General features: G+C 70.9%; 12 protein-coding genes and 3 tRNA genes. 5 read left to right on the top strand and 10 right to left on the bottom strand.

The annotated features are described in order from the left end of the window. Window positions 1-18: 18 nt before the first annotated feature. Window positions 19-657, top strand: coding sequence for a 2-phospho-L-lactate guanylyltransferase (gene cofC / locus FR742_RS03115; RefSeq protein ID WP_148029509.1), 639 nt, complete (start codon window positions 19-21; stop codon window positions 655-657). An 18-nt stretch (window positions 658-675) separates the two neighbouring features. Beyond that, window positions 676-876: a hypothetical protein gene (locus tag FR742_RS03110; RefSeq protein WP_148029508.1), complete on the top strand. Its 201-nt coding sequence runs from the start codon at window positions 676-678 to the stop codon at window positions 874-876. 48 nt (window positions 877-924) lie between these two features. Here FR742_RS03110 and FR742_RS03105 read toward each other — a convergent pair whose 3' ends face one another. From FR742_RS03105 to leuC, 4 genes are all read right to left on the bottom strand, one after another. Beyond that, window positions 925-1,224: an HU family DNA-binding protein gene (locus FR742_RS03105; protein ID WP_148029507.1), complete on the bottom strand. Its 300-nt coding sequence runs from the start codon at window positions 1,222-1,224 to the stop codon at window positions 925-927. A 100-nt stretch (window positions 1,225-1,324) separates the two neighbouring features. Continuing rightward, window positions 1,325-1,552 carry a hypothetical protein gene (locus FR742_RS03100; protein ID WP_148029506.1) on the bottom strand — a complete coding sequence of 76 codons (228 nt, stop codon included), beginning with the start codon at window positions 1,550-1,552 and terminating at the stop codon, window positions 1,325-1,327. After that, a complete protein-coding gene (leuD, locus tag FR742_RS03095; RefSeq protein ID WP_148029505.1) occupies window positions 1,531-2,118 on the bottom strand; it encodes a 3-isopropylmalate dehydratase small subunit in 588 nt (195 codons plus the stop codon). The genes FR742_RS03100 and leuD overlap by 22 nt, the downstream gene beginning before the upstream one ends. Before the next feature lie 14 nt (window positions 2,119-2,132). Then, on the bottom strand, window positions 2,133-3,518 hold the full coding sequence (gene leuC, locus FR742_RS03090; RefSeq protein WP_148034312.1) for a 3-isopropylmalate dehydratase large subunit: 1,386 nt from the start codon (window positions 3,516-3,518) through the stop codon (window positions 2,133-2,135). A 101-nt stretch (window positions 3,519-3,619) separates the two neighbouring features. Here leuC and FR742_RS03085 point away from each other — a divergent pair, with 101 nt between their 5' ends. Continuing rightward, a complete protein-coding gene (locus FR742_RS03085; RefSeq protein WP_148029504.1) occupies window positions 3,620-4,336 on the top strand; it encodes an IclR family transcriptional regulator in 717 nt (238 codons plus the stop codon). A 121-nt stretch (window positions 4,337-4,457) separates the two neighbouring features. Beyond that, window positions 4,458-6,176 carry a hypothetical protein gene (locus FR742_RS03080; protein WP_148029503.1) on the top strand — a complete coding sequence of 573 codons (1,719 nt, stop codon included), beginning with the start codon at window positions 4,458-4,460 and terminating at the stop codon, window positions 6,174-6,176. A 107-nt stretch (window positions 6,177-6,283) separates the two neighbouring features. Here the strand turns inward: FR742_RS03080 and FR742_RS03075 are convergent. The 4 genes from FR742_RS03075 to FR742_RS03060 form a co-directional block, all read right to left on the bottom strand. Next, window positions 6,284-6,359: transfer RNA gene (locus FR742_RS03075), tRNA-Glu, on the bottom strand. Between the two features lie 18 nt (window positions 6,360-6,377). Continuing rightward, window positions 6,378-6,453: transfer RNA gene (locus tag FR742_RS03070), tRNA-Glu, on the bottom strand. 78 nt (window positions 6,454-6,531) lie between these two features. Further along, on the bottom strand, window positions 6,532-7,113 hold the full coding sequence (locus tag FR742_RS03065) for a hypothetical protein (RefSeq protein ID WP_148029502.1): 582 nt from the start codon (window positions 7,111-7,113) through the stop codon (window positions 6,532-6,534). Between the two features lie 41 nt (window positions 7,114-7,154). After that, window positions 7,155-7,226: transfer RNA gene (locus FR742_RS03060), tRNA-Gln, on the bottom strand. A 143-nt stretch (window positions 7,227-7,369) separates the two neighbouring features. Here FR742_RS03060 and FR742_RS03055 point away from each other — a divergent pair. Then, on the top strand, window positions 7,370-9,337 hold the full coding sequence (locus FR742_RS03055) for a M3 family metallopeptidase (protein WP_148029501.1): 1,968 nt from the start codon (window positions 7,370-7,372) through the stop codon (window positions 9,335-9,337). 4 nt (window positions 9,338-9,341) lie between these two features. On the opposite strand, the gene FR742_RS03050 is transcribed toward FR742_RS03055, so the two are convergent. Together FR742_RS03050 and FR742_RS03045 are read right to left on the bottom strand one after the other, a co-directional pair. Next, complete coding sequence (locus FR742_RS03050; protein WP_148029500.1) at window positions 9,342-10,157, bottom strand: NAD(P)H-binding protein; 816 nt, start codon at window positions 10,155-10,157, stop codon at window positions 9,342-9,344. A 59-nt stretch (window positions 10,158-10,216) separates the two neighbouring features. Then, complete coding sequence (locus tag FR742_RS03045) at window positions 10,217-11,848, bottom strand: heparinase II/III family protein (RefSeq protein ID WP_261808329.1); 1,632 nt, start codon at window positions 11,846-11,848, stop codon at window positions 10,217-10,219. Between the last annotated feature and the right edge of the window lie 22 nt (window positions 11,849-11,870).

The raw sequence follows: 11,870 nt of genomic DNA, 5'->3' as shown, positions 1-11,870 counted from the left end.
AGGCGCGATGCTTAGCCTATGAGCTTGCGCTGGTCACTGGTGATCCCGGTGAAGACCCTGGTAGCGGCGAAGACCCGGCTGGCCGCCGCCACGGGTCCGCACCGGACGCGGCTGGCCGTCGCCGTCGCCTGCGACACCGTGACGGCGGCGCTCGCCTGCCCGCCGGTGGCGCGGGTGATCGTGGTGACGGCCGACCCCGCCGCCGCGGGGCCGCTGGCGGCCCTGGGCGCCGACGTGGTGGAGGACCCCGACCGGGGGCTGAACACCGCGCTGCGCACCGGCGCCGCGCACGCCGCGCGGCTGGCGCCCGGTGACGCGGTGGGGGCGCTGCAGGCCGACCTGCCGGCGCTGCGGCCGGCCGAGCTGGCCACGGCGCTGGCCGCCGCCGCCGAGTTCGACCAGGCGTTCGTGCCCGACGCGCTGGACGTCGGCACCACCTTCTACGGGGTACGGCCCGGCCGGCCGTTCCTGCCCCGGTTCGGCGGGGAGTCGCGGGCCAGGCACCTGGCGGGCGGGGCGAAGGAGCTGTGCCTGGAGGGCATCGACTCGCTGAGGCGGGACGTGGACACGCCCGACGACCTGCGCGCGGCGCTGGCGCTGGGGCTGGGGCGGCACACCGCCGCGGTGGTGGCCGAGCTGTGGCCGGGCTCGGGCTGACCCTCTAGATTGGTTCACGTGCAGGGCACAGTGCGCAGCTTCGACACCGGCACCCGGTCCGGCACGGTCTTCCTCGACGACGGGACCGTGCTGGCCTTCCCCACGCGCGCCTTCGACGCGGGCCCGCTCCGGCTGCTCCGCACCGGGCAGCGGGTCAACATCGCGGTGGCGGACGGCGCGATCACCTACATCACGCTGTCGACGTTCCCGCTGCCATGAAAGAGCCCGGGGCCGCGATCGCGGGACCCGGGCCTTCGCCGTCAGCGCTTACTTCTTCTTCGCGGCCTTCTTGCCGCCCTCGTTCACCAGCTCCTTGAAGTCGGAGCCGGGCCGGAACTTGGGCCCCCAGCTCTCCGCGACCTTGATCTCGGCACCGGTCGACGGGTTCCTCGCCGTGCGGGCGGGCTTGTGCACCATTTCGAAGGCGCCGAAGCCGGTGATCGAGACCTTGTCACCGTTCGCCACGGCCTTCTGGACGGCGTCGATGATCGCGTTGACGGCCTCGGTGGCCGTCCTCTTGTCGCCCACGCGGTCCGCGATGGCGTCGACGAGCTCCCGCTTGTTCATGAAAGTTCTTTCCCCCCAAGTTGCGGCTCGGGGTTCCAGCTCACGAGTCCGGCGTAGAAACCCCGTACGCGCTCGAAAGTAGGCGGGATCGCGGGTGAACTCAATCACCATGCGTGTTTTCGGCATCGCGTGGCGTGTCGAGCAGCGCCATCAGGCTTTCGAGGCGGGCGGCGGCCCGCCCCGGATCACGTTTGGCGAGATCGCAGATGGCGAGGTAGCGGCGGCCCAGCCGCTCCCGGTCTGCGGCGGGCAGCATGCGGACGCGGCGGTGCGCTTCGCGCAGCCGCCGCGCCAGTTCGTCGTCTTCTAGACGGTGGTCGGCAACCATGGCTGCCGACCATTCTCGTACGAGGTGATGTCGTCGGCGTGACGCAGGGTCAGCCCGATGTCGTCGAGGCCCTCCATCAGCCGCCAGCGGGTGTAGTCGTCGATCTCGAACGCGACGGTCTCGCCGGCCCAGCGGACCTGGCGTTCGGCCAGGTCGACGGTCACCTGCAGCTCGGGGTCCGCCTCGATCGCCCGCTGCAGGTCCTCGACCCGCTCGCCCGGCAGCACGACCGGCAGCAGGCCCATCTTGGTGGAGTTGTTGCGGAAGATGTCGCCGAACCGGGCGGCGATGACGACGCGGAAGCCGTACTGCTGCAGCGCCCAGACGGCGTGCTCGCGCGAGGAGCCGGTGCCGAAGTCGGGACCGGAGACCAGGATCGAGGCGCCCGCGTGGACGGGGTCGTTGAGCACGAACGACGGGTCCTCGCGCCAGGCGGCGAACAGGCCCTTCTCGAACCCGGTGCGGCTGACCTGCTTGAGCCAGACGGCCGGGATGATCTGGTCGGTGTCGACGTTGCTGCGGCGCAGCGGCGCGGCCTTGCCGGTGTGCGTGGTGAAAGCGTCCATCGGTACGGGGTCTCCTAGAGGTCGGCGGGCGCGGTCAGGCGGCCGGTGATCGCGGTCGCGGCGGCGACCTGCGGCGACACCAGGTGGGTGCGGCCACCCTTGCCCTGGCGGCCCTCGAAGTTGCGGTTGGAGGTGGAGGCGCTGCGCTCGCCGGGCTGGAGCGTGTCGGGGTTCATGCCCAGGCACATGGAGCACCCGGCCTCGCGCCACTCGGCGCCGGCCTCCTTGAACACCTCGTGCAGGCCCTCCTGCTCGGCCTGCTTCTTGACCATCATCGAGCCCGGCACGACCAGCATGCGGGTGGTGACCTTGCGTCCGCGCAGGATCTCGGCGGCCGAGCGCAGGTCCTCGATGCGGCCGTTGGTGCACGAGCCGACGAAGACGGTGTCGACCTCGATGTCACGCAGTCGCGTGCCGGGGGTCAGCGCCATGTACTCCAGCGCCCGCTCGGCCGCGGACCGCGCCACCGGGTCGGCGAAGCTCTCCGGGTCGGGCACGCTCGCGCCGAGCGGCAGGCCCTGGCCGGGGTTCGTGCCCCAGGTGACGAACGGGGTGAGCGTCGTGGCGTCGATCTCGACGACCTGGTCGAACACGGCGTCGTCGTCCGTCTTGAGCGTCTTCCAGTACGCCACCGCCTGGTCCCACGCCTCACCGGAGGGGGCGTGCGGGCGGCCCTTGAGGTAGGCGAACGTGGTCTCGTCCGGGGCGATCATGCCCGCGCGGGCGCCGGCCTCGATGGACATGTTGCAAACGGTCATGCGGCCCTCCATGGAGAGCTTGCGCACGGCCTCGCCGCGGTACTCGATGATGTGGCCCTGGCCGCCGCCGGTGCCGATCTTGGCGATGATGGCCAGGATCAGGTCCTTGGCCGTGACGCCGACGGGCAGCTCGCCCGAGACCTCGATGGCCATGGTCTTCGGCCGGTAGGCGGGCAGCGTCTGGGTGGCCAGGACGTGCTCGACCTCGCTGGTGCCGATGCCGAACGCGATGCCGCCGAAGGCGCCGTGGGTGGAGGTGTGGGAGTCGCCGCAGACGATGGTCATGCCCGGCTGGGTGAGACCGAACTGCGGGCCGATGATGTGGACCACGCCCTGCCCGGCGTCGCCCATCGGGTGCAGCCGGATGCCGAACTCGGCGGCGTTCTTGCGCAGGGTCTCGACCTGGGTCTTGGAGACCGGGTCGGCGATCGGGCCGAGCACGGTCGGCACGTTGTGGTCCTCGGTGGCGATCGTGAGCTCGGGCCTTCGCACCTTGCGGCCGGCGAGCCGGAGCCCGTCGAACGCCTGCGGGCTCGTTACCTCGTGGATGAGGTGAAGGTCGATGTAGAGCAGGTCGGGCTCGCCGTCGGCACGGCGCACCACATGCTGCTCCCAGACCTTCTCCGCCAGTGTGCGGCCCATGATCTCCTCCTGTTTGCCTGCGATGCCTCGTCGCACCGCCGCTCCCTCGCGGGGCTGCCCCCGACTTGCCTTCTCATATGGCGAGACTGCAGTATCGATGCATGGACAACTCTAGCGGAGTCGGAGTACTGGACAAGGCCGTTCTGGTGCTCAACGCCCTCGAAGCCGGACCGGCATCCCTGGCGCAGCTCGTTCAGGCGACCGGCCTGGCCCGCCCCACGGCCCATCGGCTCGCCGTCGCTCTCGAACACCACCGCATCGTGAGCCGTGACACGCAGGGCCGGTTCGTGCTCGGCCCTCGCCTTTCGGAGTTGTCCACCGCCGCCGGCGAGGACCGGCTGCTGGCGGTGGCGTCGCCCGTGCTGACCCAGCTGCGCGACACCACGGGCGAGAGCGCGCAACTCTACCGCCGCCAGGGCGACGAGCGGGTGTGCGTGGCCGCGGCCGAGCGCTCCAGCGGCCTGCGCGACACCGTGCCCGTCGGCTCGGCGCTGCCCATGACGGCGGGCTCGGCGGCGCAGATCCTGCTGGCCTGGGAGGAGCCCGACCGGCTGCACCGGGGGCTGCGCGGCGCCAAGTTCACCGCCGCGACGCTGGCGTCGGTGCGGCGGCGGGGCTGGGCCCACAGCGTGGGCGAGCGCGAGCAGGGGGTGGCCAGCGTCTCCGCGCCCATCAGGGGCAACGGCGGCAAGGTGATCGCGTCCGTCTCGGTGTCCGGCCCCATCGAGCGGCTGACCAGGGCACCCGGACGGCTGCACGCGGTGCCGGTGGTGGCCGCGGCGGAGCGGATCACCGAGGCGATGCGGCGCACCTCGTGATCGGTCGAAGCCGTGACGAACGGGAAACCGGCCCACCGGCCCGCCGCCAGCGGTTCCTATAGCACATTTCCCCTTCGTATTTCGGGAGCCGAGTGTCTCGCGGGAGCACTAGCCTGAGTGCGTGACCGATCGCATCGAGGTAGCCGCCACTGAGCTGCGACCCCTGCTCGAAGAGTTCATCTTGTGGGCGCGCACCAACGCGCCTGACAGCGACCCCGAGCTGGTGGGGCCCGCCGCACTCTGGCACCGCCTCGCCTTCTCGCCGGACCTCGGCACGTGGAAGCGCGCCGACCTGCGCGACCTGCTGCTGGACCGCATGCCGGAGGTCGTGGATGATCCTGACGCCGCGGCCGACGGCATGCTGCCGGCCGTCGACGCCTACCTGACGTTCCTCGCGCAGACCGGCAGGCTGACCGCGGGCTCCGACGGCCTCGACGATCTGCGGGCCGAGCTCGACGACGTCGAGGACCGCTTCGTCGAGCTCATGGAGGACCTCATCGACGACGTCGACGAGGACGAGGACGACGATGACGACGTCGGCGACCTCGGCGACCTGGAGCCGTTCGCCGACGAGCTCGCCGCTCTCCCGACGATCCGGCTGCGCCCCGACTCCGAGCTGGCCGCGGCCGCCCGGGGGGTGCCGCTGATCGCCAAGGCCCGCGACCTCGCCCTGTGGGTGGGCTCGGGCCGCCGCATGGGCGACGACACGCTGCTCAGCGACGCCGAGATCGAGGAGGCGCTGGCGACCGTCGGCCTGCCCAGGCCGGAGACGTCCGGCCCGCTGGCGGAGTCCGTCCCGCAGCTGTGGAACGTCTGGAACCTCGCCGTCGACCTGGAGTTCCTGGAGCCGGGCGAGGGCAACACGGTCGCGGTGCAGGACGACACCTCGGAGTGGCCGTTCGACGACGACGAGGACGTGCTCGACGCGTGGATGCTCGGCCTCCACTCGGTCGACTACGGCGACCCGGAGCCGTCCGACGACGACCTGGCCATGGCCCTGGCGGGCCTGACCCGCAACCTGCTCGTCAGGCTGCTGCTCGGGGGCGGCTCGCGGGCGCTGCCAGAGCTCCGCGAGGAGCTGGCGGAGGCCGTCGCCGACAACGACGAGCTGGGCGGCGACGCCTGGGCGGCGACCGGCGACCCGCTGGCGCCCGTGCTCGACTGGTTGACCGGCTACGGCATGGTCGAGCTCGACGGCGACACGCTCAGGCTCACCGCGCTCGGCACCGAAGGCGTCGTCCACCTGGTGGACGATTCCGACATCGAGATCGACGCCCGCCCGGCGATCGAGTCGATGAGCGCCCACGAGCTGCTGGTGCTCAGCGCCGAGCTGCCCGAGGAGGAGGCCGACGCCGAGCTGGCCGCGTGGATGCGGCTGCGCGAGCCGGCCAAGGCGGCGGAGGAGCTGCTGCAGGCGGCGGCCGAGGACGAGGCCGACGCGCTGATCCGGGTGCAGGCGGCCAGCGTGGTCGGCACGCTCGGCGCCGACGCGGTCCCGGCCTGGCAGGCGGCGCTGAAGGAGCCGTCGCTGCGCCCGTACGCGGCCACCCACCTGAGCCAGCTGGGGGTGGAGGGTGCGCCGCAGCCGACGGAGGACGACACCTACTGGCTGATCCTCGACATGTGGACGATCTCGGCCGGGCTGGGCCGGGCGGAGTTCGTGGGCAGCCTGCGTGACATCGACCCGGAGATGATCAACAACCTGCTCGAGGTGATCTGGAAGATCCCGCACGCGCACGTCGAGGAGCTGCTGGACCGGATCTCCCAGGTCCACCCCGACAAGCAGGTGGCCAAGGCGGCGCGAAGGGCGCTGTTCAAGGCCCGCTCCGCCAGTCAGTGACGTTTCGGGAAACGCCGCCTGCCCAAGCAACAGGGCAGGCGGCGTTTTCTGGCATATGCCCCGAAATGCGAAAAGACCCGGTCGGCAGACCGGGTCTTCATGAAAGGTGGTAGTCCCGACCGGATTCGAACCGGCGCTACCGCCTTGAGAGGGCGGCGTCCTGGGCCACTAGACGACGGGACCTTCGTGAGCTTGCGACAGTGGTAGTCCCGACCGGATTCGAACCGGCGCTACCGCCTTGAGAGGGCGGCGTCCTGGGCCACTAGACGACGGGACCCTGTCCGCAAGCGGTGTGCCGGGGACCTCCCCGGCAACGGACGTAACTCTACCGCACCCCGAGGAGCACTCCAAACCACTATGAGGCCAGCAGATCGGGCCTGTGGTGGCGCACCCACTCCCCCATCCGCCCGTTCTCCCAGGCCGGGTCCACCACTCCCAGGGGGATGCCGAGCCACTGCAGGCCGGTGTCCGGATCGACCGGCACCCGGGCCAGATGGGCGCGCATCCAGCCGGGGACGCGCAGCGGCACCTCGCGCTCGCCCCAGCCGACCAGGCCGACGCTCCGCATGGCCCCGGCGCGCACCTGGACGCCCCCGGGCCGGCCGACGCGGCGCGGGCTGGCCATGCGGCTCTCGACCACGTCGACGCGCTCGATGCCGGCCCACGGCAGCCGGAGCAGGAAGCCGTACGTGTCCGCCATCTCGACGCCTTCGGCAGAGAAGCGGACGACGGTGCCGCGGACCATGCGGCGGTATCTGGACACCAGCACGCCGGTGAGCGCGGCGGTGGCGATGATCCCGATGAGCAGGCCCAGGCCCCCGTCGCCGGCGAGGATGCCGCCCAGAGCGGTAGTGACGGGGAGGAACAGCAGGAGCGGGAGCCCGAAGGGAGCGACGAAGGCGCCGAAAGCCCGGTGCCGGATCCGAAACTCTTCCATAAAACAAGAAAACGGATGCCTTATCAGACATCCGTCACGTGCTGGGGTACCAGGACTCGAACCTAGACTAACTGAACCAGAATCAGTCGTGCTGCCAATTACACCATACCCCACCGCTCACGAGCTCCTTCGGAGCGCGCTCGGCGATGTCCGAAAGAATAGCCCAGCCGAGGGGGTAAGGCCAAAACGAATCCGCCACTCCCTTGGAGGCGTGCCAAGCTGAGGGGGACGAACCCCACGTGGAGGAGCCCCAGAGTTGGCCGAGAACCCGTTCTTCGCCCCGAGCAGCCTGCCCTACCGGCTGCCGCCCTTCGACGAGATCCGCGAGGAGCACTACCTGCCCGCGTTCGAGCGGGGGATGGCCGAGCACCTGGCCGAGGTGGAGGCGATCGCCGGCAGCGACGAGCCGCCCACGTTCGACAACACGATCGCCGCTCTGGAGCGCTCCGGCCGGATCCTCGACCGCACGGCCACGGTGTTCTTCAGCGTGGCCGCGTCCAACACCTCCGACACCCTCATGGAGATCGAGAAGCGCGTCTCCCCCGAGCTGACCCGCCACAGTGACGCGATCCGGCTCGACCGGGCGCTGTGGGCCCGCATCAAGCGGGTGACGACGGACGACCCCGAGCAGGCGTGGCTGCTGGAGAAGTACCGCGAGGACTTCATCAGGGCCGGCGCCGACCTGACCGAGCCCGAGCAGGAGCGGCTGCGCGGGCTCAACGAGGAGCTGTCCAGGCTGTCGACCGAGTTCTCGCAGAACCTGCTGAAGGCGTCGACCGAGTCGGCGCTGGTGGTCGACGACGCCGCGGAGCTCGACGGGCTGGACGAGGCCGCGATCAGGTCGCTGGAGAAGGACGGCCGCTACGTGCTGCCGCTGCTCAACATCACCAACCAGCCCGCCCTGGCCCAGCTCACCGACCGCGACGTGCGCAGGAGGCTGTTCGAGCTGAGCGTCGGCCGCGCGCCGGTCAACTTCGGGCTCGCCGTCCGCATGGCCACCCTGCGCGCCGAGCGCGCCGCGCTGCTCGGCTTCCCCGACCACGCCTCGTACGTGGTCGCCGACCAGACGGCCAAGACCGTGGCGGCGGTCGAGGAGATGCTGGGCCAGCTCGTCGGCCCGGCCGTGCGCAACGCCAAGGCGGAGGCCGAGGCGCTGGCCGGGCAGGCCGGGTTCCCGATCGAGCCGTGGGACTGGTCCTACTACGCGGAGAAGGTGCGGCGGGCCCGCTACGACTTCGACGCCGACGCCATGCGCCCCTACTTCGAGCTGGGCCGGGTCTTCCGCGACGGGGTGTTCGAGGCGGCGACGCGGCTCTACGGGGTGACCTTCACCGAGCGGCCCGACCTGTCGGGCTACCACGAGGACGTGCGGGTCTTCGAGGTGTTCGACGAGGACGGCTCCGCCCTCGGCCTGTTCCTGCTCGACCCGTACGCCAGGCCGGGCAAGCGCGGCGGGGCGTGGATGAACAACCTGGTCGACCAGTCGTTCCTGTTCGGCGAGAAGCCGGTGGTGATGAACAACCTCAACATCACCAAGCCGGCCGAGGGGCCGACGCTGCTGTCGTACGACGAGGTCAACACGGCCTTCCACGAGTTCGGGCACGCGCTGCACGGGCTGTTCAGCGCGGTGCGCTTCCCCCGGGTGTCCGGCACGAGCGTGCCGCGCGACTTCGTGGAGTATCCGTCGCAGGTCAACGAGATGTGGGTGACCTGGCCGGAGATCCTGGCCAGCTACGCCCGACACCACGAGACCGGCGAGCCGATGCCGGCCGAGCTGGTGGAGAAGCTGAAGGCGGCGGAGAGGTTCAACCAGGGCTTCAGGACGGTCGAGTATCTCGCGGCCACGCTGCTCGACTGGGCCTGGCACAGGCTGGCGCCGGGCCAGGAGGTCCCCGACGCCGAGGCGTTCGAGCAGGCGGCGCTGGAGGCCGCCGGGATCGCCTTCCCGCCCGTCCCGCCGCGCTACCGGACCAGCTACTTCATGCACATCTTCTCGGGCGGCTACAGCGCCGGCTACTACTCCTACATCTGGAGCGAGGTGCTGGACGCCGAGAGCGTGGAGTGGTTCAAGGAGAACGGCGGGCTCAAGCGGGCGAACGGCGACCACTTCCGGCGGGAGCTGCTGTCGCGGGGCGGCAGCGTCGACCCGCTGGCGTCCTTCCGCGCCTTCCGCGGCCGCGAGCCGGGCATCGGCCCGCTGCTGGAGCGGCGCGGCCTGGTCTAGGGCCTCACAGGAACGCCTCGGCGTGCTCGGCCGCCCACTGCGCGAACGTGCGCGGCGGGCGGCCGGTGACCGCCTGGACGGTGTCGGTGACCTGGTAGACGCCATCGGGCACGTCGAACGCCTCGACCTGGAAGGCGATCAGCTCCTCCGGCACGCCCCGCGCCCGGTAGCGTTCGCGCATCTCCGCCACGCCGAGCTCCACGTACGCGATCTCGCGTCCGATGGCCTCGCCCAGGATGCGCACCTTGGCGGGCATGTCCAGCAGCTCCGGCCCGGTGAGCCCGTAGGAGTGGCCGGCGTGCCCGTCGCCGGTGAGCACGGTCGCGATCACCGCGCCGATGTCGGCCTCGTGGACCATCGCCGTCTTCGTCGCCCCGAACGGCTCCTCGACCACGCCTGCCGCCCGCACCGAATCGGCCCAGGCCATGGCGTTGACCATGAACTCGGTCGGCTGCACGTACGTCCAGTCGAGGTCGCTGCCGGTCACCGCGGCCTCCAGGGTGCCGGTGGACCAGCCGCTGAGCAGGGTGACCTTGCGCACCCCGGCCTCGCGGACCAGCTCCACGACCTCCTTGCCGTGCGGCTGCGGCGCGTAGTCCGGCCCGCCGACGTCGATGAGGTGCACGCCGGTCACCCCGCGCAGCGCGGGGACGAGCGTCTCAGGGCGCGCGAGGTCGCCGCGGACGACCTGCACGCCCGCCGGCAGGCCGGCCCCGGCGGGGTCGCGGGTGAGCGCCCGCACGGGCGCTCCCATCCTGAGCAGCTCGTCGACGACGTGGCGGCCGACGGATCCGGTGGCTCCGGTGATGAGGAAGGTCATGGGAGCGACCGTACGGATCAATGCGGAAGGTTCGGTTCCGCGATGCGCCGGCGGAGCGGTCAGAGCACCTTCGCCGGGAAGGTCACGCCGTTGACCTTGACCTTCCCGCCCGCGCACGACACCTTCGGGTCGTCGGTGCCGGGCACCACGATCGTCAGCAGCTCCTTCGCCGCGGGCGAGACCACGACGTTGGTGCGCTGCTTGGACAGGTAGGTCGGCGACATCCAGCCGAGCCTGCCGCCCCGCTCCACCTTCTGCCCGCCCACCGGCCGGCAGGAGGAGAGCTGCACCAGCGTGACCTTGAACGAGCCGTCGCCGAGCACGACCCGGCCGCCCTTGTTCGAGATCAGCTTCAGCTCGTCGTCGAACCGCCACAGGTTGCGGATCTTCTTGCCGCCGGACGCGGTGTCGTGCACCGCCATCACGTCCTCGCCGTGGTTGACGAACACGGACCGGGTGCGGGTGACGCCGTAGGCCTGGTCGGACAGCCTGAACGACTGGCGGTCCTTGCCGTAGCCGGTCTTGACGAGCTTGCTGGCGGTGCGCGGCCGGAACCGCTGGCCCACCACGGTCGGCACGTTGTGCGCCTCGGGGGAGAGCGTCCAGTAGCGGTACGAGGTCTTCTCGTAGGAGTGGAAGCCGGCGTCGACGAGCACGTCACGGCCCTGGGCGTAATAGGTGACGCCCAGGTGGTCCTCGTGGCCGTGGTACTTCATGCCGGGGCCGTACCTGATCGAGTAGTACGCCGAGTCGCGCTTGTCCCAGTCGGTGCGGCCGTAGACGTAACCGGCCCGGTAGGTGCGGACCTTCTCCTTGGGCGTGCCCGTCTCCATCTTGGGCTCGGTCTCGGCGCTGCCGTCGCCGATGGGCACCATGAAGCCGTTCGGCTGGGTGGAGTGGGCGATGAAGTCCTTCAGCGCCTCGGCCCGCTTGCCGATCTCGCCGGGCACCTTGCGGCCGCACGCGCGCATGTTCGTCATCGCGACCTGGAGTCGCCCGTACACGTAGACGGCATAGCGGGGGGCCTGCTCCATCAGCGCGCCCTGGGAGTCGACGTCCAGCTTCACGGTGCCGGTCAGCCGCCTGGAGGCCAGGTCGGACCAGTCCTTGCGGTGGTAGCGGCAGCCGATGGCCATGAGCGCGATGTCCTGGTCGATGCCGTGGTTGTGGCCCTTCTTGTAGAGCCGGGGGTTGGACAGCAGCCTGGCGTGGACGGTCAGGCTCTCCTTCAGCCAGCTCTCGTTCACGTGCCTGCTCAGGCAGACGAGCGGCTGGGTGCGCAGCGAGACCGGGTGGTCGGTCCAGACGTAGGACTTGGTGCCCCGGGCGCCGTGCTTGTTGCGGGCCACCCAGTCCTTGGTGATCTCCTTGGCGCGGTCCAGGTAGCGCTTCTCGCCGGTGTTCTCGTACTCGACGACGAGGGTGCCCATCCAGCGGAGCGAGTGGTAGACGTACTCCCACGAGCGGTTCCGGTACGGGCTCGCGTTCCAGTCGATCTTCTTGCCCAGCTTGTAGGCGGGCAGGCCGACCAGGGAGATCTCGCCCTGCATCACGTCCGCGGCCGTCGGCGTGCCGGGCAGCCAGTCACCCTGGCACTCGGCGGTGCGCTTGACGGGGGTGTCCGCCTGCGCCGGGCTCCCAGCAGCGCCGAGGACGAGCGTGAGAGCAAGAGGGATCGCGAGGCGGCGCACGCCGATTCCTTTCGGGCCAAAG

This window comes from Nonomuraea sp. C10, assembly GCF_008017515.1.
Taxonomy (GTDB): Bacteria; Actinomycetota; Actinomycetes; order Streptosporangiales; family Streptosporangiaceae; genus Nonomuraea; species Nonomuraea ferruginea.
Note: the sequence above shows the minus strand (reverse complement) of the source record. Positions and strands in the feature narration are given on the sequence as shown.